Raw genomic sequence first — 18005 nt, 5'->3', positions numbered from 1 at the left:
AAAGCACGGCGCCCTTTCATTTTGCATCAAGCGGTCAGTCTAAATCCGTCTGGCGCGGCAAAAGAATCGCGCGGGGCAAGATAAAGGGACATAGTATGTCTAATTATATCAAGCTTATAGCGCTTGGTCTGGTTGTGCTTTTTGCGATGCTTGCGACCAATTATGCGCGGGATGTAGCTTATATGGTGCATGCAATCATAATTATGGTTGTTGCAGCCGGGCTGTTTATCCACGTTCTTCGTAACACTGACGAGCCGCAAGTCGCGGTTGGGTCGGTGGAAAATGAATATTTTGACAGCGTTGTGCGCGCTGGTGTGATCGCCACTGCCCTTTGGGGGGTTGTCGGTTTCCTGGCTGGGGTGTTCATCGCGTTTCAGCTCGCCTTTCCTGTATTGAACTTTGATTGGGCCGAAGGATATGCCAATTTTGGCCGTCTGAGACCGTTGCACACGTCGGCGGTGATCTTCGCCTTTGGTGGCAATGCCTTGATTGCGACATCGTTTTATGTGGTTCAGCGGACCTGCGCTGCGCGTCTGTGGGGCGGCAATCTGGCCTGGTTTGTGTTCTGGGGCTATCAGCTGTTCATCGTGCTGGCGGCCACTGGTTATTTGCTGGGCTCCACCCAATCTAAAGAATATGCCGAGCCGGAATGGCACGTGGATATCTGGCTGACCGTTGTCTGGCTGGCATATCTGGCGGTCTTCCTGGGAACGTTGATCAAACGCAAAGAGCCGCACATTTATGTCGCCAACTGGTTCTACCTGGCCTTTATCATTACTGTCGCGATGCTGCATGTGATCAACAATCTGTCGATCCCGGTGTCGATCTGGGGCTCCAAATCGGTTCAGGTGTTTTCAGGTGTGCAGGATGCCATGGTGCAATGGTGGTACGGCCACAACGCCGTTGGCTTCTTCCTGACCGCCGGTTTCCTGGGCATGATGTACTATTTCATTCCCAAACAGGCCGAACGTCCGGTGTTCAGCTATAAGTTGTCAATCATCCACTTCTGGGCGCTGATCTTTCTGTATATCTGGGCTGGCCCGCACCACCTGCATTATACCGCGCTGCCTGACTGGGCGACGACCCTTGGTATGGTGTTCTCGATTGTTTTGTGGATGCCGTCCTGGGGTGGCATGATCAACGGGTTGATGACCCTGTCCGGGGCCTGGGACAAGTTGCGGACCGATCCGGTGATCCGGATGATGGTGATCTCGCTTGGCTTTTACGGCATGTCGACCTTTGAGGGCCCGATGATGTCGATCCGCGCCGTCAACGCGCTGAGCCACTACACTGACTGGACCATTGGCCACGTGCATTCTGGTGCGCTTGGTTGGAACGGCATGATCACCTTTGGGGCGCTGTATTATCTGGTGCCAGTGCTGTGGAAGCGGGAGCGTCTGTACTCGTTGAAGCTGGTCTCCTACCACTTCTGGCTCGCCACCATCGGTATCGTTCTCTACGCGGCGTCGATGTGGGTCACCGGTATCATGGAAGGCCTGATGTGGCGTGAAGTAGATGCCAATGGCTTCCTGGTGAACTCATTTGCAGACACTGTCGCGGCCAAACAGCCCATGAACATCGTGCGTGGTTTTGGTGGGCTTCTGTTCCTCTCGGGTGCGATCGTCATGTGTTACAACCTTTGGATGACCGTTCGTCGGGCACCGGCCAAAGAGGCCAGCCTGACCGTCGCGGTTCCAGCTGAATAAGGAGGACTGAAACAATGTCATTTCTCGACAAACACAAGGTCCTCGAGACCAACGCGACCCTACTGCTGGTTTGCAGCCTGCTGGTCGTGTCCATCGGCGGTCTGGTGCAAATCGCGCCGCTGTTCTGGCTGGAAAACACCATCGAAGATGTAGACGGCATGCGCCCCTACACTCCGCTGGAACTAACGGGTCGGGATATCTACGTTCGCGAAGGGTGTTACACCTGCCACAGTCAGATGATCCGCCCTATGCGCGACGAAGTGGAACGCTATGGTCACTACTCGCTGGCGGCCGAGTCTAAATACGACCACCCACACCAGTGGGGATCCAAACGGACGGGTCCTGATCTGGCGCGGGTTGGTGGTCGCTATTCGGATGACTGGCACGTTGACCACCTGCGCGATCCGCAGTCGGTGGTGCCGGAATCTGTCATGCCCAAGTACAGTTTTCTTGAGGATACAGTGATCGATGGCAAATACGTGGCCGAGCTTATCGCGACAAACGCCATGGTAGGTGTGCCTTACTCGGACGAGATGATCGCCAGTGCTCAGGCCGACTTTAAGGCTCAGGCAGATCCCGACAGCGACTATGATGGTTTGCTGGAACGCTACGGCGACAAGGTCAGCGTGCGCAATTTTGACGGTCAGGCGGAACTGACCGAAATGGATGCGCTGGTGGCTTATTTGCAGATGTTGGGCACGCTGGTTGATTTCTCGACCTTCACGCCTGACGCAAGCCGCTAGGGGGGGGACAGATGGATATCTATACTCTCCTTAGGGAATTCGCCGACAGCTGGATGTTGTTGTTCCTGTTTGTGGTTTTTGTCGTTGTCATCATCTGGGCGTTTCGCCCCGGCAGTACCAAAATCTATCAAGACGTAGCCGACATTCCGTTTCGCCACGTTGACGCACCTGCGCCCGATAGGGGCGCCGACCAACCCGCCGCATCCAAGGAGGCGAGGACATGACCAAAAAATCGAAGAAGTTTGAGGGCGATCCTAACACCACCGGTCACGTCTGGGACGGGATCGAAGAGTTTGACAACCCGATGCCACGCTGGTGGTTGTGGTCGCTCTATCTGACCATCATCTGGGGCATCGGCTATACCATCGCCTATCCAGCCTGGCCGATGATCAATCAGGCAACGACAGGTGTGCTTGGCTGGTCAACCCGCGCCGATGTGGCAAATGAAATCGCCGCAGTGGAAGAGGGCAACGCCGCCATCAATGCCAAGCTGGCCTCGGTTGATCTGACAGCAATTTCGGGTGATGCAGAGCTGAACACCTATGCCTCTTCGGCAGGCAAAGCGGTGTTCGCCACCTGGTGCGCCCAGTGCCACGGCTCGGGTGCCGATGGTATCCGGATGGGCTCGGGCTATCCGAACCTGCTGGACGACGATTGGCTGTGGGGCGGTGACATGGAGGCAATCCACACCACCATTACCCACGGTATTCGCAACGAAGACAGCGATGATGCCCGCTATTCTGAGATGCCGGCTTTTGGTCGCGACGAGCTGTTGGAAAAGGAAGAAATCGATCAGGTCGTGAACTTTGTCATGTCACTGTCCGGCGACGCGCAGGATGCCTCTAAAGTGGCGGAGGGCGCAGTTGTCTTTGAAGATAACTGTTCATCGTGCCATGCCGAAGACGGCACAGGCGACCGTGAGCAGGGTGCGCCGAATTTGGCGGATGCGATCTGGCTGTATGGAGGTGACTACGAAGCACTGTCGGATACGGTCAACAACTCCCGCTATGGCGTGATGCCAGCCTGGAACACGCGCCTGACCGAATGGCAGATCCGTGCAGTTACCGCTTATGTCCACCAATTGGGCGGCGGCGAGTAAACACTGCCTTTGATTTGGGCGTCCGGCTGTGCCGGGCACCCAAGAAGCGCAGCGCCTTAGGGTGCTGCGTTTTGCGTTTCACCCCTGTGCCCCGTTCAGATCCGGCATGCGTCAATATGGGGAAATCCGCGTCTTGGGTGTAATTTCTGACCGGATGTTGATCGGGATCAAACAGGGTGTGACCATTTGATGGTTTAAGACGTCTAGTGGCACCCAACGGTTCGCAAACTGATAGCGGAGTGATGAGTGCCGGAAATTCCCCTTCGTGTGCATATATGCAGGTGGAGTGGGGCAAAGCGTCGGTGTTCCGATCTGTTCGCGCGTTTCCTGGAACGCCGACGCTTTTTTACCAATCCCATAGTCAAGCTAAAGAACGCTGACTATTGACGGGCCTTGTAGCCATACTGGTGATCGGACCGCGAAGTGCCCTGATCCTGTTGCACCCACCAATGGCCACTTGGCAGCCAGCGGGACTTTGACGGTTTGTCCACGGCGGCTGCGTCGACAGTGTTGGTTGGCCCCATGCGAGTAGCAGTCCTGAAGGCGTTTGCGTAGATTGTGAGCATCTAAATATCCTCCGATGCGGTTGGTTCTGGGATCACTGTTGCCAATCAGGACGCAAAATGCGACTCAATATGGATGTTGTTGTGTAAGGTGTGATTACATATGAATTGGCGTGACCTTCCTCCATTGGCATCACTCAGGGCCTTTGCTGCCTTTTCTCAGACTGGAAATGTCACGCTTGCCGGCGCGGCGCTTAATGTAAGCCATGCGGCTATAAGCCAGCATCTTCGTGGGTTAGAGACCCATCTGGGCATATCGCTGTTGGATCGCTCAGGGCGTGCCCTGTCCCTGACCGCCGAGGGCGACCAGTTGGCCCGTGCTTTGGATCTGGGGTTTGGCGCTATAGGGGCCGCGGTTCAGGATTTGAAAGGCGCCGATGCCGACCGCCCCCTGCATATATCCTGCACTTCGTCTTTTGCGGCGTCTTGGTTGATGCCGCGTCTGCCGGGGTTTCGTGCATTGCATCCGGAGATTAATCTGATGCTGGACCCATCGCCCACTCTGGTGACCCTGAAGCCCGGTGGAATTGATGTGGCCATTCGGTATGGCCAAGGGGACTGGCCCGGGCTTGAGGTCGAAATGTTGCTTGCGTCGCCGATTGTCATCGTTGCAGCACCTGGGCTGCTAAAGACAAAAGGGAAAATCACCCCAGCGGAATTGGTGAATTATCCTTGGTTGGAAGAGCTGGGCAGGACCGAAGTTTCTAATTGGCTTGCGTCTTATGGGGTGCAGTCTTCCAAAGTGGCAAGCCGTGTACAGGTGCCGGGAAACCTAGTGCTGGATGGGGTGCGGGCCGGGCAAGGTGTGGTGGTGATGGTGCGCCACTTTGTCGAAGACGATCTGAAATCCGGACGTCTTGTCGAATTGTTCTGCGAGACTGACACCCGTGGTTATCACATCGTTACGCGGCCCGGTGTCTTACGTCCTGCAGCGCGACAGTTTGTTCAATGGCTACGCCGACAATAATGTAGGATGCAACAATGTGGATTATAAACATGTTTTGCCGATGCGCTTTTGATCCATATCAAAGTTGACCTGTTGGTCTTCTGAGAGAAGATTGAACCAATGCCACCATTCGGAGAGAGTCCGTGAGCGATTCCAATCCAGCCCCTAGTCTCTATGCCTCCAGAGAACCAGTTTTCCCGAAAAAAGTGTCAGGAAAATTCCGGAACCTCAAGTGGGTCATAATGGCTGTGACATTGGGAATTTACTATCTGGTCCCCTGGATTCGTTGGGACCGCGGGCCAAGCCTGCCGGATCAAGCCGTCTTATTGGATCTGGCCAACCGGCGCTTTTACTTTTTCTGGATCGAGATCTGGCCGCATGAGTTCTATTTTGTTGCTGGCCTGTTGATCATGGCCGGGCTGGGGCTGTTCCTGTTCACCTCGGCCTTGGGGCGGGTCTGGTGCGGCTATGCCTGCCCGCAGACGGTTTGGACCGACCTGTATATCCTGGTTGAGCGCTGGATCGAAGGGGACCGGAATGCCCGGTTGCGGCTGCACCACCAAAAGAAACTGGACCTGCGCAAAGTGCGGCTTCGCGCCACCAAGTGGACTGTTTGGCTGTTGATTGGTCTGGCAACCGGCGGTGCCTGGGTGTTTTATTTTGCCGATGCGCCGACCCTGTTGGTCGACCTGATCACCGGGAACGCGCATCCAGTCGCCTATACCACCATGGCCGTCTTGACCGCCACGACGTTCTTCTTTGGCGGATTTGCGCGCGAGCAAATCTGTATCTACGCCTGCCCCTGGCCTCGTATTCAGGCGGCAATGATGGATGAGGACACGCTGGTTGTGGGTTACCGCGAATGGCGCGGTGAACCGCGCGGCAAGCTGCGGAAGGCAAAGCCTGAGGTGGCAGAGGCCCCGCAGGGCGATTGCATCGACTGTATGGCCTGCGTCAATGTCTGTCCGGTGGGTATCGACATCCGCGACGGTCAGCAAATGGAGTGCATCACCTGCGCGCTTTGCATCGATGCCTGCGATGATGTGATGGCCAAGATTGGCAAGCCGCGCGGCTTGATCGACTATATGGCGGTCAGCGATGAAACGGATGGACGAGCAGGCCAGCCTGCCCGCAACATCTGGAAGCATATTCTGCGGCCTAGAACCATTATGTATACAGCCATGTGGACCCTTGTGGGGGTTGGACTGGTCTTTGCCCTGTTCATTCGCGCCGACATAGAGCTGACCGTTGCACCGGTCCGCAATCCTACATTTGTTACGCTGTCTGATGGCTCTATCCGCAATACCTACGACGTGCGGTTGCGGAACAAACATGGCGAGCAACGCCAGTTTCAGCTTTCTGTCACCGGTGATCCGGCACTGCGCATGGAGATTGAGGGGGCGGAGAAGACCACAGTTTCGGTAGACGCCAACGTCGCGCATTTGCAGCGGGTCTATGTGATCAGTCCTAAGGGTTCGGCCCCCTCGACCCAAGACGCGACACCGTTTAGGATCTGGGTCGAAGATGACGCCGATGGTGAGCGAGCCTACAAAGACACAACCTTTACCGGCAAGGGGAACTGAGCGATGACGTCTCAAAAACCGCAACGGGAATTTACCGGTCGCCATGCGCTGATGGTGTTTGGTGGTGCCTTTGCAGTGATCATTGGGGTCAATATCACCCTGGCCGTGAACGCCGTCAGAACCTTTCCTGGGTTAGAGGTGAACAACTCATATGTCGCCAGTCAGGAATTTGATCTGCGCCGTAATGCGCAGGTGGCGCTGGGCTGGTCTGTTTATGCCACGGCCAGCGACGATCAGGTCAAGCTGGCGATCACCGATGTTGACGGCAATCCGGTGGAGGTGGCCAAGCTGACCGCCACGCTGGGCCGGGCGACACATGTCAATGATGATCAAATCCCTGACTTTCAGTTTGACGGCAAGGCCTATGTCGCCCCGGCACAACTGGGGGCCGGGAACTGGAACATTCGTATGGTGGCGCGGGCCAAGAATGGCACCGAGTTCAGCCAACGGGTTATCTTGCACGTGAGAGGCTGATCACGCATGACCGCTCATCCAAATCCGTCTCTGGCAGCCTGTCCCGGTTGTCTGGCTGTGCCGCGTGATGCAGTTGAACTTGCCCCCGAAGGGGGGCGTCTCGCGCTGTCGCTGCCTGGCATCCATTGTCAGGCCTGTATTTCTACGGTGGAGCATGGGCTGAATGCGGTCCCTGGTGTGATCTCTGCGCGGGTGAACCTAACCCTGAAACGGGCCCTGATCGAGGCAGACCCGGAGCTACAGGCCGCCGATTTGATCCCGGTATTGACTAAACTGGGATTTGAGGCCCACGAACTTGATCTGGCGGTGTTGTCAGCCACCCAAAGCGATAAGGCGGGGCGCGACCTGTTGATGCGTCTTGCTGTCGCCGGGTTTGCCTCGATGAACGTAATGTTGTTGTCGGTGTCGGTCTGGGCCGGAGCCTCGGATGCGACGCGGGACATGTTTCATTGGATTTCAGCGGCAATTGCCGTGCCAACGATCGCCTTTTCCGCCCAGCCATTTTTCCAACAGGCCTGGACAGCGTTGCGGGTGCGGCGGCTGAATATGGATGTGCCCATTGTGCTGGCGCTGGTGCTGGCTCTGATTACGTCGCTGTGGGAAACCTCGCTCTCTGGGGAGCACGCCTACTTTGATGCGGCGCTGACACTGACCTTTTTTCTGCTGGCCGGGCGGTATCTGGATTTTCGCACCCGTGCGGTTGCACGTTCCGCAGCCGAAGAACTCGCCGCGTTAGAGGTTCCCCGCGCCACCTTGATGCGTGACGGAGGTGAACAGGAAGTGGCCGTGGGCACGCTGTGCATTGGCGATCTGATCCTGGTGCGCCCCGGTGGTCGTATGCCAGTCGATGGCGAGGTGGTGTCGGGTCAGTCCGAGCTTGACCGTTCATTACTGACCGGTGAAACACTGCCAGTGTTTGCCGAGCCGGGCACTGTGATTTCCGCCGGAGAGGTCAATTTGACGGGTCCCTTGACCCTGCGTGCCACAGCCGTGGGAAAGGACACTTCGCTACACCGGATGGGCGATCTGGTCGCCATAGCTGAGTCGGGTCGCTCAAAGTATACCTCGCTGGCTGACAATGCTGCGAAACTCTATGCGCCGGGGGTGCATATCCTGTCGGCGCTTAGTTTTGCCGGATGGTATCTGTATACGTGGGATCTGCGCATGGCGTTGAATGTCGCCGCAGCTGTGTTGATCATTACCTGTCCCTGCGCGCTGGGGCTTGCTGTGCCGGCGGTGACAACAGCAGCCTCGGGGCGGTTGTTTCGCAAGGGGATGCTGATCAAACATGCCACTGCGCTGGAACGGTTGGCGCAGGTGGATACCGTGGTTTTTGACAAAACGGGAACCCTGACCGCGGGTACGCCGCAGCTGACCAACCTGGCAGATTTCCCTCAGGCAGATCTGGAGCTGGCGCTGGCACTGGCCGAGGCTTCGGCCCATCCACTGTCGCGCAGCCTGGCGCAGGCCGCACGCGACGCTGGATTTTCCCCGACAAAAGTCACGGACATACGCGAGGTCCCTGGTTTTGGTACCGAAGCGCTGTATCTTGGCGTTCCGGTGCGTTTGGGCCGTGCAGGCTGGGTGGGTGCACCCGCAAGTGCCTGCACCACGGCCTGGCTGGACACTGGCGATGGCTTAGCTCGGGGGTTTCAATTCACCGACGCGTTGCGCCCCGGCGCTGCCGATGCGGTGCAGGCGCTGTTGACCGCTGGCAAACAAGTATTCCTGCTGTCGGGAGACTCCAGCGGCGCCGTTGAGGCGATGGCCTCTCGGCTTGGCCTTACGGATTGGCTGGCCGAGGCGCTACCCGAAGATAAGGTTGAAAAGATCAAAGCCTTGTCAGATCAGGGCTGTAAGGTGCTGATGGTTGGTGACGGCTTGAATGACACCGCTGCATTGGCTGCTGCGCATGTTTCAATTTCGCCTGCCTCGGCGCTGGACGCAGCGCGCGTTGCGTCAGATATTGTGCTGTTGGGTCAGGATCTTACGCCCATTGCCGAGGCCTGTGACGTTGCCCGGCGTGCCACCAAACGCATTCGCGAGAATTTCCAACTCGCCACATTGTACAATGTGATTGCTGTGCCTCTGGCAATGGCCGGTCTGGCGACACCTTTGATTGCGGCCTTGGCGATGTCGACTTCGTCGATTACTGTATCCCTGAACGCATTGCGGCTGAGGTAGAGAATGCAGGTCCTGACGTTTCTGATCCCGATTTCTTTGGTCCTTGGCGGATTGGGCTTAGCCGGGTTCCTGTATACCGTTCGTAGCAATCAATACGATGACCCTGAGGGCGATTCACGTCGAATTCTAAGTGACGAATGGGATGACCATCCCAAGCCCTGAGATCATTTGATCCCTGTACCGCGCGTGCAGGTGCAATGCCCAGTCTCGATCTCTGCGTTCATGGTTCGCGGCTTCTAAACCAGAGTAGGGCGTGTGTTTGCCCGCACATCCCGACAGAACCGTCAGGATGGCCCGATTGTGGTGCATGCAACATTGCGCGCGCTTAAGCGTCGACAGGCCAAATCGGCACCTTCCTGAGTCATGCCCAGGAAATTGGCCTCGTACCCGCGGCTGGATTGCGCCACTTTGCGCAGGGACCCATCCAGGGTCGACATCTCTGCCAATGCGGTCCGCAACAGCACTTTCTCGGCCTTATAGCGGGTGTTGAAAAGTCCAACGTTGATGCCCCAATGACGTCCGCCTGATGTGGACAGGCGGGTTACCACAACCGGTTCTGCAACAACCACTCCGGCTGTTCTTAGGTTGGCTGGACGCGCTACAGGGCGCAGTCCGGTATAGACGGCAGATTCCGGAGCCGGAACGACCACTGCATTGGCAATCTGCACTGCTTCTTCGTCAATCTGAGTGGCGGAAACGATTGTAGCTGCAGGCGGCGTTTCTTCGATCTCTGCCAGTGCAGCCTGAATGCCGTTCCTAAGAAGGTCTTGATCTATCGCAGCTGTCTCGGTTGAGCCCGCTACAGGAGGGACTTCGGCTTCGGCCAACCGCAAAACCTCTGCGTTGCTGTCGGCGGCGGGCCGGGATTTCGGGCGCAGGCTACTGGTGACCAGTCCGTTGACCCTTACAGTTTTACCAGCACCCGTGGCACCTGCCACGACAGGGGCCTCGATGTTGCCGACGTATTGCGGCAGGCTCGGACGGCGCAGTCTGGCCTGTGACGGGGCCTGGCGAAACCCAAGGTCCAGAAGTTCGGCAACTTTGGCATTCCGGGAGGCGCTGGATTTGCCACCGAATACGGTGGCGATGACCCGCTCGTTGCCACGTTTGGCCGAAGCAACAAGATTGAAACCAGCGGCGTTGGTATAGCCTGTCTTGATGCCATCAGCGCCACGATAAGCTGCCAGCAAGCGGCGATTGGTGTTGTTCACTTGCTTGACACCGGCATCGGTCGATTTACGCGAGAACAGGTTATAATACTCAGGATAATCATAGAGAATATGGCGACCCAGAAGCGTCATGTCACGCGCAGTTGAGAGATGGCCAGACTGGGTCAGGCCATGAGCGTTCTTGAACGTGGTGCGAGTCATGCCAAGAGATTTTGCCGTGCGGGTCATGCGGCGCGCGAATGCAGCCTCGGATCCTGAAATGGCCTCTCCCAATGCGGTGGCGGCGTCATTGGCGGATTTCACCGCTGCGGCCCGGATGAGATATCGCAGAGCAATTTTCTGACCGGTTCTAAGGCCCAATTTGGAGGGCGGTTCAGAGGTGGCGTTCCGGCTGATTTTGACCACGGTGTCTAACGAGATTTCACCGTTACGCACCGCCTCAAAGACGATGTACAGCGTCATCATTTTGGTCAACGAGGCCGGATGCAACCTGGTGTCGGCGTTTCGGGAGTGTAGAACTTTGCCCGTGCGAGCATCCATGACCATCGCCGCATAGGGCGCGGCATTGGCGGCAATAGGCATCACTATGCCCAGCCAAAATGCTGTAAGAATACCCCAACCCAAACGGGTCGGACGGATGCACCGAACCTGCGCGATATTTGCCATGTCTGCCTCATGCCGCCGGTTTTCCGGCTGACTTTTTTATGCCTGATGAGACGTTAACACATCAGCATTCTGGAAAAAACAAAAGCTTTGGCACGGTTTATAAGGTGCTCTACGGCAAGGCCGGCATGCGGTGGGCTGACACAAGGGCTTCCACTAGATGAGGTGTTTATTAAAAGAGTGTTACCATAAATATAGGCGCTTTTTTACTTACTGGTGCCTTCGTGCCACAAGAATCAAGGATGTTTGGTTAAGGTTCGTAGGGCCCAGCGACATATAATGCTGGCAAGATTTCAAGTCCGAGAGAGAAGTAGCACGGAATTGGAATCATCTGTTTGATGCGCGTTTCCAATGCGCCGGACAAAGCCTGGAAAAACTTCTCGTCACGGTGAGCTTTGGCAAGCAGCGCAACAGAAATATGGATGTGACTGTGATGGTAGTGGTCGGTTGGATAGCCGCGCCCCTTGCAGTCACCTGCATTGTCGTCGTGCTCTAGGATCACGGTTTCGATTTCAGCCAAAATTGCGTTTGGGTCAATATCTAGATCTGTTGAATACTTAAGTTCAGCGTGCGGCATTTCTATCCCCGGTCCATCGTTCACGACACCATACTGCGCCAGCCAAACTGTGGGAATCGGTTTCGCCATCGCAGCGCAGGCCATTTGGTAATCGTGCCCAATTGCTTCACTGCGCTTATCAGGCCTTAGCCAAGTTTGGCCAATAGACCTGCCAATTCGGATAGGTCTTTAATCTGGTGAAAATGCGGGTCGCCTTCCGGAGTGGCTTCCTTTTCGTATTCCCAGGTCAGGTTATGGGGAACGTAGGTCCCCCAACCACCAGCCGCAATCATCGGCACCACATCCGAGCGGACTGAATTTCCGACCATCATAGTTCCTGCAACTCCGCCAGGTTGATTGGAAAATATCTCTCGGTAGATCTCGGGGGTTTTCTCCGAGACGATTTCCACTGCATCAAAAAGATCACCCAGCCCGGATTGGGCCAGTTTGCGCTCTTGATCCAGTAAATCTCCTTTGGTCACCAAGACGACGCGATAGTCACCGGCTAATGCGGTAACAGCCTCTTGTGCATGGGGAAGCAGCTCAATCGGAAAGGCCAGCATCATCTGCCCGGCCTCGATTAATTCGTGAATAACCGAGGCCGGCACCCGTGCATCTGTCACCTCTATTGCGGTTTCGATCATTGAAAGGGTGAATCCTTTGACGCCATAACCATAGCGTCCAAGATTGCGCTGCTCGGCGGCCAATAGCCGGTCGCCCAGACGCTCGGGGTCCAGGTCTACCGGCGTGTGATCGCCAAGTAACTCCGCAAACTTTTGTTGCGTTATCCGAAAGAAACGCTCGTTGTGCCAAAGCGTATCATCAGCGTCAAATCCGACGGTTGTTAGGGTGCGTGCCATAAGTATTGCTCGCTTTCTCTTTTCCTCGACGACATAGAGGTTATATAAGCGGGTGACGCACTTATATGCCTGACCCGGATAAAACCTCAAATGACATTGCTGCCCCATATCATGACGGACCAGTCTGATGACTCTACGGATACCGGAGTTCTCACCAAGACCAAGCCGAAGACCCAGCGCCCTCCACGATATAAGGTGTTGCTGCTGAATGACGACTATACACCCATGGAATTTGTGGTGCTGATACTGGAACGCTTCTTTGGCATGACCCATGCCGAGGCGTTTGAGATCATGTTGATTGTCCACAAAAAGGGTTTGGCGGTGGTTGGTGTTTACAGCCATGAAATCGCCGAAACCAAGGTTGGCCAGGTGATGGATTTTGCCCGTCGGCAGCAACATCCGCTGCAATGTACCATGGAAAAAGAAGAATAAGAGGCTCCCTGCATGTCTATCCGTCTTTCCCTGGCGATCGAGTCAGGTGGCTTTGCTACGCCTGCAACTGGCAAGATTGCCGTTTTCCTTCCGCGTGCTGATCATGACCTGTCGGCGTTGCCAAAGGATCAGGTGGTAGTGGTGCAGCCAATGCGCCCGGACCATGATCTTTTTGCCCGTCAAGGATATGAATGTGTCGCGACGCTAGAGCCGGGAACCGAGATCGCCGCTGCGGTGGTGTTCCTGCCGCGCGCCAAAGCACTTGCACGACATCTGGTGGCACAGGCCGTTGCTGCCAGCAGTGGCCCGGTTCTGATTGATGGGGCCAAAACGGACGGTATTGATTCGCTGTACAAATCTGCCCGTAAGCAGACCACGCCCTCTGCTCCGATCGCTAAAGCGCATGGTAAAATCTTCTGGGTCGAGGATGACGGGCAGGTTTTTGCCGATTGGCTGGCCGATGACTTCACTGAAGTTGATGGGTTCTCCACGGCGCCGGGTGTGTTTTCGGCGGACGGTATCGATCCTGCTTCGCGACTGTTGTTTGAGAACCTGCCGACGAAGCTGGGTCGCAACCTTGCGGATCTGGGCGCAGGCTGGGGCTATCTTTCGGCACAGCTGTTGCAGCGGGACACCGTCGTTGAAAACCTACACCTGGTCGAGGCCGACCACAGTGCCGTGAGCTGCGCCAAACGCAATGTGACAGACCCACGCGCGCAGTTTCACTGGGCAGATGCGCGGGACTGGAAGCCACCACATTTGCTGGATGGCGTCATAATGAACCCGCCCTTTCACACCGGCCGCAACGCCGAACCATCGCTTGGGCAGGCCTTTATCGCCACAGCCGCACGGGTGCTGACACCGTCGGGTAACCTGTGGATGGTGGCGAACCGGCACTTGCCATATGAGACGATTTTGACTGAATTGTTTGTTCAGGTGTCTGAAGTTGCCGGGGATAACCGCTTCAAAGTTTTGCAAGCCAGCCGCCCAAAGCGCCTGCGTCGTTAACCGGGTTAACGGTAACTGTTCCCAAGTAAGCCAATGCGGTTTACCGTGACGTCTGCACCATCCTGACGGAGCCTAGTAATATGTCTTTTTCAATTTCCGGAAAAACCGCAATCGTAACGGGTGCAGCTAATGGCATTGGTTTGGCGATTGGTAAGCAGTTTGCTGCGGCCGGCGCCAATGTGATGTTCGCAGATGTAGACGAAGCCGGGTTGATCCGCGAATTGGGAAACCAGCCCGAGGACAGCAGCACGCGTTATTTTGCCGGTGATCTGCGCGAGCGTTTGACCATTGCAAACCTGTTGTCCGCCACCATCGATGCGTTTGACCAGATTGATATTCTGGTCAACGGCGCGCGTCAGGTGCTGACCAGTGACCCCCTTGATCCCGAGGATGACTCGACCCATGTGCTGCTGACCCAGAACGTGTTGCCGACCCTGCGTCTGTCGCAGCAGGTGGCAAAACGAATGATCAAGCAGGGTGAGGGCCGTGAGGGGAATGCGCCTCAGGGGACGATTATCAATCTGTCGTCGATTGCTGCGCGCCGGACCCATCCCGAATTGATGGCCTATTCGGTCTCCTCGGCGGCGATGGATCAGATGACCCGGTCCCTGTCAGTGGCCCTGGCCCCGCATCGCATTCGGGTCAACAGCATTGCCTTTGGCTCGGTGATGAGCGCCTCGCTTAAGGCCGTGCTCAAGGAAAACCGTGCTTACCGCGAAGACATCGAAGAACATACGCCGCTGGGCCGCATTGCCTCGCCCACGGAACTGACAGAAACAGCGCAGTTCCTGGCCTCCGAGGCCTCAAGCTTTATAACCGGGCAGGTGCTGACGCTGGACGGTGGCCGCACGCTGCTGGATCCGGTGGCCGCACCGGTTCACTAGAACACCGCTGTCCTTGAACAATGAAAGTCACGAATATGAGTGCCGAAATGAAAGCCGAAAAAGCCGAGGCTGCTGCATGGTTTCGCACGCTTCGTGACCAGATTGTTGCTGCCTTTGAGGGGTTGGAAGACAGCCATGATACTGGGCCTTTGTCTGATCAGGCCCCGGGTCGGTTCGAAGTGACCGAGACCAAGCGGGATGCAGACGATGGTGCAGACGCTGGCGGCGGATTGATGAGCGTGATGCGTGGTGGCCGGGTATTTGAGAAAGTCGGCGTGAATGTCTCTGAGGTGTACGGCACCCTGGGCGAGCGCGCGCAAAATGCGATGGCCGCGCGCAAGGGTATTCCGGGAATGAAGGATGATCCGCGGTTCTGGGCGTCGGGAATTTCGCTGGTGGCGCATATGCAGAACCCGCATGTGCCGGCCGTGCATATGAACACCCGGATGTTCTGGACACCGCATACTTGGTGGTTTGGTGGTGGGTCAGACCTGAACCCCTGCATCGAATATGACGACGACACTGCGCATTTCCACGCCCAGCAGAAAAAGCACCTAAAGCCTCATGGCGGGCTGCTTCACCCCAAGCTAAAGGCCTGGGCGGACGAGTATTTCTATATTCCGCACCGCAAGCGCGCCCGGGGGGTTGGTGGTATCTTTATGGATGACCGCAACAGTGGCGACTGGGAGAGGGATTTTACCCTGACCCAGGACATCGGCCGCGCCTTCTTGCCCGCCTTTGTGCCTTTGGTCGAAAAACGCCGGGTACAGGATTGGTCCGAGGCCGACAAAGACACCCAACTGGTGCATCGCGGGCTCTATGCTGAGTATAATCTGGTCTATGACCGGGGCACTAAATTTGGCCTGGAAACCGGCCATGATGCCAATGCGGTATTGATGAGTCTGCCACCAATGGCCAAATGGGTGTGATCAACCAGGGTTGGTGAACGGGCGGAACGTACTCCGACCCGGGCGCTCTTGCTGGGCGCTCAGGTCAACGGCCCAAATCCGCGGATGGGGCTTTCTCTGGCACCGGCGTCTTGCGCGGGCTGCCGCTGATCCACATCAATACCCATGGTATTGAGGCAAACCAGCCGTATGCTAAGACGTGTTGGTGTCAGTGTCGCCCGGTTGGGGCAGAGGTATTATGCGCAATCTGATTATGTTGATGGTGATCGGTGCGGTCTTAGCCACCTGTGGGCGGCGGTCAGAACCTGAACCAGTGCAGGCCGTACCTGGGCCGTCAGCTGAGATCCTTGGCAAACTGGTCACCTCTCCCCGGTTTGACGACAGCGATCCTTATGACTGGGAACGACGCAAACCCACGTCTTATCCTATCCACGGTATCGACGTGTCGCGCTGGCAGGGAGATATCGACTGGCGTAAGGCCCGTGATGCCGGGGTGTCCTTTGCCTATATCAAAGCAACCGAGGGCGGCGATGTCTTTGATCCGAAATTCCGGAGCTATTGGGCGGGGGCAAAATTGGCGGGGGTCAGGCGGGGTGCGTACCATTATTTCTATTTCTGCCGCCCTGCAGTTCAGCAGGCGCGCTGGTTCATATCAAATGTGCCGCGCGATACAAAAGCCTTGCCCCATGTACTGGACATGGAATGGACCCCACATTCGCCGACCTGCACCAAACGGCCAGATGGGGCCACAGTGCGCCGCGAGGCCAAGCGGTTTCTGGATATGATCGAGGCACACTATGGTCGCCGACCAGTTCTTTACACCACCGTGGATTTCTATCGCCAAACCGGCATTGGCCGACTGTCAGGCACCGAATTCTGGTTGCGATCTGTTGCCGGTCATCCCGCCCAGGTCTATCCCGGCGCCGAGTGGCTGTTCTGGCAATACAGTGGCACCGGACGGGTGCCCGGCATCGAAGGGGACGTCGATTTGAACAGCTTTCGCGGCAGCCCGGAAAGCTGGCTGCGCTGGAGCGGGCAGCTTCCCGGATAGTGCCGTTGGTCTTCGGACTTATTGGCGCCAGTCAAAGAAACCGTCACCGGCGCGTTTCAGCAGGCTTTGTGCCATCTCGCGACCCAAATCAGCGCCATCTTCAATAGCGCAGGTTTCATCCGCGGCAATGGCCTCGCTTCCATCAGGACGCAGAACCTCGCCCCGCAAACGCAGGGTGGTGCCGTCCAATTCTGCAAGGCCTGCAATTGGCGTCTCACAGGACCCATCCAGCGCCGCAAGAAAGGCGCGTTCGGCTGCAAGGCGCTGGCCTGTTTGCGAATCGTGGATCGCAGCGAGCAAATCGGCGGTATTGCTGTCATCCGCGCGGCGCTCGATCCCGATGGCGCCCTGTGCAACGGCGGGCAGCATGTCCTCGACATTGACGGCCGTGGCGGGGACGTCATCCATGTTCAACCGGTTCAGGCCAGCCATCGCAAGGAAAGTGCAATCTGCGACGCCCGCGCCCAGCTTTTTCAGGCGGGTCTGCACATTGCCGCGAAATTCGACCACCTTCAGGTCGGGTCGACGGTTCAACAGTTGTGCCCGGCGTCGCAGCGACGAAGTCCCAACCACTGACCCGGCGGCAAGTTGATCCAGACCGGAAACGTTTGGCGAAACAAAGGCATCGCGCACGTCTTCACGTGGCAGATATGTGTCCAACAACAAGCCCTGGGGCTGGGCCACCGGCATGTCCTTCATCGAATGGACGGCGATGTCGATGGCTCCGGACAGCAGGTCTTCCTCGATCTCTTTGGTGAACAGGCCCTTGCCGCCCAGCTCTTTCAGGGGTTTGTCTGCCGCAATCAAAGCTTGATTGTCGCCGGAGGTCTTGATGATGACGATCTCGAATGCCGCTTCGGGCAAATCAAACGCGGCACCCAGACGGGCGCGGGTTTCATAGGCCTGAGCCAGAGCCAGCGGCGAACCACGGGTGCCGATCTTCAGGGGCGAGGCGGGGGAGGGCAGCATCAATGTCATGGTGTCAGCCTTAATGTACTTTGGGGTCCGGTGGAAACTGCTATTGCATGTGCCGTGTCGGTTATTGACCCGCTTTGACATAGGACAAGGATATTGCGCGGGCGGATGGATTATTTCACGCCCAAAAGGCTGTGGCCGTCGCGAATTGCGGCTTGGCCTTGACAAACGACAGCTTAGGCCTGACCTCAGACCCCAAGC

The 18005-nt window shown here is 56.9% G+C and carries 20 protein-coding genes; 15 read left to right on the top strand and 5 right to left on the bottom strand.

Going from position 1 to position 18005, the window contains the following annotated elements; genetic code table 11:
• Positions 1-95 precede the first annotated feature (95 nt).
• Genes ccoN through EBB79_RS24500 form a run of 5 tightly spaced genes read left to right on the top strand, consistent with a single transcriptional unit; the run spans position 96 to position 3738 of the window.
• Positions 96-1706: a cytochrome-c oxidase, cbb3-type subunit I gene (gene ccoN, locus EBB79_RS17900; protein ID WP_127750190.1), complete on the top strand. Its 1611-nt coding sequence runs from the start codon at positions 96-98 to the stop codon at positions 1704-1706.
• Positions 1707-1720: 14 nt separating this feature from the next.
• Positions 1721-2449 carry a cytochrome-c oxidase, cbb3-type subunit II gene (gene ccoO / locus EBB79_RS17895; protein WP_127750189.1) on the top strand — a complete coding sequence of 243 codons (729 nt, stop codon included), beginning with the start codon at positions 1721-1723 and terminating at the stop codon, positions 2447-2449.
• A gap of 11 nt (positions 2450-2460) precedes the next feature.
• On the top strand, positions 2461-2673 hold the full coding sequence (locus tag EBB79_RS17890; RefSeq protein ID WP_127750188.1) for a cbb3-type cytochrome c oxidase subunit 3: 213 nt from the start codon (positions 2461-2463) through the stop codon (positions 2671-2673).
• Positions 2670-3548: a cytochrome-c oxidase, cbb3-type subunit III gene (gene ccoP / locus EBB79_RS17885; RefSeq protein WP_127750187.1), complete on the top strand. Its 879-nt coding sequence runs from the start codon at positions 2670-2672 to the stop codon at positions 3546-3548. Before EBB79_RS17890 ends, ccoP begins: the two co-directional genes overlap by 4 nt.
• 28 nt (positions 3549-3576) lie before the next feature.
• Positions 3577-3738 (top strand): hypothetical protein, encoded by a 162-nt coding sequence (locus EBB79_RS24500; RefSeq protein ID WP_164860843.1) that lies wholly within the window; start codon positions 3577-3579, stop codon positions 3736-3738.
• A 190-nt stretch (positions 3739-3928) separates the two neighbouring features.
• Here EBB79_RS24500 and EBB79_RS17880 read toward each other — a convergent pair whose 3' ends face one another.
• The gene (locus EBB79_RS17880) at positions 3929-4114 is read right to left on the bottom strand and encodes a hypothetical protein (RefSeq protein WP_127750186.1); all 186 of its coding nucleotides are present in this window, start codon (positions 4112-4114) and stop codon (positions 3929-3931) included.
• A 100-nt stretch (positions 4115-4214) separates the two neighbouring features.
• On the opposite strand from EBB79_RS17880, the gene EBB79_RS17875 reads away from it, so the two are divergent.
• From EBB79_RS17875 to ccoS, 5 genes are all read left to right on the top strand, one after another.
• Positions 4215-5078, top strand: a complete 864-nt coding sequence (locus EBB79_RS17875; RefSeq protein ID WP_127750185.1) for a LysR family transcriptional regulator — start codon at positions 4215-4217, stop codon at positions 5076-5078.
• Between the two features lie 122 nt (positions 5079-5200).
• Positions 5201-6640, top strand: coding sequence for a cytochrome c oxidase accessory protein CcoG (ccoG, locus tag EBB79_RS17870; protein ID WP_127750184.1), 1440 nt, complete (start codon positions 5201-5203; stop codon positions 6638-6640).
• 3 nt (positions 6641-6643) lie between these two features.
• Positions 6644-7114, top strand: coding sequence for a FixH family protein (locus EBB79_RS17865; protein ID WP_127750183.1), 471 nt, complete (start codon positions 6644-6646; stop codon positions 7112-7114).
• 6 nt (positions 7115-7120) lie between these two features.
• On the top strand, positions 7121-9298 hold the full coding sequence (locus tag EBB79_RS17860) for a heavy metal translocating P-type ATPase (protein WP_127750182.1): 2178 nt from the start codon (positions 7121-7123) through the stop codon (positions 9296-9298).
• A 3-nt stretch (positions 9299-9301) separates the two neighbouring features.
• Positions 9302-9460 (top strand): cbb3-type cytochrome oxidase assembly protein CcoS, encoded by a 159-nt coding sequence (ccoS, locus tag EBB79_RS17855; RefSeq protein WP_127750181.1) that lies wholly within the window; start codon positions 9302-9304, stop codon positions 9458-9460.
• Between the two features lie 122 nt (positions 9461-9582).
• On the opposite strand, the gene EBB79_RS17850 is transcribed toward ccoS, so the two are convergent.
• From EBB79_RS17850 to EBB79_RS17840, 3 genes are all read right to left on the bottom strand, one after another.
• Positions 9583-11133 (bottom strand): D-alanyl-D-alanine carboxypeptidase family protein, encoded by a 1551-nt coding sequence (locus EBB79_RS17850; RefSeq protein ID WP_127750180.1) that lies wholly within the window; start codon positions 11131-11133, stop codon positions 9583-9585.
• 247 nt (positions 11134-11380) lie between these two features.
• Positions 11381-11776 carry a hypothetical protein gene (locus tag EBB79_RS17845; RefSeq protein WP_338045771.1) on the bottom strand — a complete coding sequence of 132 codons (396 nt, stop codon included), beginning with the start codon at positions 11774-11776 and terminating at the stop codon, positions 11381-11383.
• 56 nt (positions 11777-11832) lie between these two features.
• A complete protein-coding gene (locus EBB79_RS17840) occupies positions 11833-12546 on the bottom strand; it encodes an HAD family hydrolase (protein ID WP_127750179.1) in 714 nt (237 codons plus the stop codon).
• Between the two features lie 90 nt (positions 12547-12636).
• On the opposite strand from EBB79_RS17840, the gene clpS reads away from it, so the two are divergent.
• The 5 genes from clpS (at position 12637) to EBB79_RS17815 (ending at position 16829) form a co-directional block, all read left to right on the top strand.
• Positions 12637-12978 carry an ATP-dependent Clp protease adapter ClpS gene (gene clpS, locus EBB79_RS17835; protein WP_127750178.1) on the top strand — a complete coding sequence of 114 codons (342 nt, stop codon included), beginning with the start codon at positions 12637-12639 and terminating at the stop codon, positions 12976-12978.
• 12 nt (positions 12979-12990) lie between these two features.
• The gene (locus EBB79_RS17830) at positions 12991-13986 is read left to right on the top strand and encodes a class I SAM-dependent methyltransferase (protein ID WP_127750177.1); all 996 of its coding nucleotides are present in this window, start codon (positions 12991-12993) and stop codon (positions 13984-13986) included.
• A gap of 80 nt (positions 13987-14066) precedes the next feature.
• A complete protein-coding gene (locus EBB79_RS17825) occupies positions 14067-14870 on the top strand; it encodes an SDR family NAD(P)-dependent oxidoreductase (RefSeq protein WP_127750176.1) in 804 nt (267 codons plus the stop codon).
• A 35-nt stretch (positions 14871-14905) separates the two neighbouring features.
• A complete protein-coding gene (hemF, locus tag EBB79_RS17820) occupies positions 14906-15799 on the top strand; it encodes an oxygen-dependent coproporphyrinogen oxidase (protein WP_127750175.1) in 894 nt (297 codons plus the stop codon).
• A 217-nt stretch (positions 15800-16016) separates the two neighbouring features.
• Positions 16017-16829 (top strand): glycoside hydrolase family 25 protein, encoded by an 813-nt coding sequence (locus tag EBB79_RS17815; RefSeq protein ID WP_127750174.1) that lies wholly within the window; start codon positions 16017-16019, stop codon positions 16827-16829.
• A gap of 18 nt (positions 16830-16847) precedes the next feature.
• On the opposite strand, the gene hemC is transcribed toward EBB79_RS17815, so the two are convergent.
• Complete coding sequence (hemC, locus tag EBB79_RS17810; RefSeq protein WP_127750173.1) at positions 16848-17807, bottom strand: hydroxymethylbilane synthase; 960 nt, start codon at positions 17805-17807, stop codon at positions 16848-16850.
• Positions 17808-18005: the final 198 nt, after the last annotated feature.

The organism is Parasedimentitalea marina, from assembly GCF_004006175.1.
Classification (GTDB): Bacteria; Pseudomonadota; Alphaproteobacteria; order Rhodobacterales; family Rhodobacteraceae; genus Parasedimentitalea; species Parasedimentitalea marina.
This window is presented reverse-complemented; position numbering and strand designations above follow the sequence as displayed.

What these genes read in the sequence shown, in the direction of transcription:
- EBB79_RS17850 (WP_127750180.1), bottom strand. Translation starts at nt 11,133, where the DNA reads ATGGCAAATATCGCGCAGGTTCGGTGCATCCGTCCGACCCGTTTGGGT.
- EBB79_RS17890 (WP_127750188.1), top strand. Translation starts at nt 2,461, where the DNA reads ATGGATATCTATACTCTCCTTAGGGAATTCGCCGACAGCTGGATGTTG.
- hemC (WP_127750173.1), bottom strand. Translation starts at nt 17,807, where the DNA reads ATGACATTGATGCTGCCCTCCCCCGCCTCGCCCCTGAAGATCGGCACC.
- hemF (WP_127750175.1), top strand. Translation starts at nt 14,906, where the DNA reads ATGAGTGCCGAAATGAAAGCCGAAAAAGCCGAGGCTGCTGCATGGTTT.
- EBB79_RS17825 (WP_127750176.1), top strand. Translation starts at nt 14,067, where the DNA reads ATGTCTTTTTCAATTTCCGGAAAAACCGCAATCGTAACGGGTGCAGCT.
- EBB79_RS17880 (WP_127750186.1), bottom strand. Translation starts at nt 4,114, where the DNA reads ATGCTCACAATCTACGCAAACGCCTTCAGGACTGCTACTCGCATGGGG.
- ccoP (WP_127750187.1), top strand. Translation starts at nt 2,670, where the DNA reads ATGACCAAAAAATCGAAGAAGTTTGAGGGCGATCCTAACACCACCGGT.
- EBB79_RS17830 (WP_127750177.1), top strand. Translation starts at nt 12,991, where the DNA reads ATGTCTATCCGTCTTTCCCTGGCGATCGAGTCAGGTGGCTTTGCTACG.
- EBB79_RS17845 (WP_338045771.1), bottom strand. Translation starts at nt 11,776, where the DNA reads ATGGCGAAACCGATTCCCACAGTTTGGCTGGCGCAGTATGGTGTCGTG.
- EBB79_RS17815 (WP_127750174.1), top strand. Translation starts at nt 16,017, where the DNA reads ATGCGCAATCTGATTATGTTGATGGTGATCGGTGCGGTCTTAGCCACC.
- ccoO (WP_127750189.1), top strand. Translation starts at nt 1,721, where the DNA reads ATGTCATTTCTCGACAAACACAAGGTCCTCGAGACCAACGCGACCCTA.
- ccoS (WP_127750181.1), top strand. Translation starts at nt 9,302, where the DNA reads ATGCAGGTCCTGACGTTTCTGATCCCGATTTCTTTGGTCCTTGGCGGA.
- clpS (WP_127750178.1), top strand. Translation starts at nt 12,637, where the DNA reads ATGACATTGCTGCCCCATATCATGACGGACCAGTCTGATGACTCTACG.
- ccoN (WP_127750190.1), top strand. Translation starts at nt 96, where the DNA reads ATGTCTAATTATATCAAGCTTATAGCGCTTGGTCTGGTTGTGCTTTTT.
- EBB79_RS17875 (WP_127750185.1), top strand. Translation starts at nt 4,215, where the DNA reads ATGAATTGGCGTGACCTTCCTCCATTGGCATCACTCAGGGCCTTTGCT.
- EBB79_RS17840 (WP_127750179.1), bottom strand. Translation starts at nt 12,546, where the DNA reads ATGGCACGCACCCTAACAACCGTCGGATTTGACGCTGATGATACGCTT.
- EBB79_RS17860 (WP_127750182.1), top strand. Translation starts at nt 7,121, where the DNA reads ATGACCGCTCATCCAAATCCGTCTCTGGCAGCCTGTCCCGGTTGTCTG.
- EBB79_RS17865 (WP_127750183.1), top strand. Translation starts at nt 6,644, where the DNA reads ATGACGTCTCAAAAACCGCAACGGGAATTTACCGGTCGCCATGCGCTG.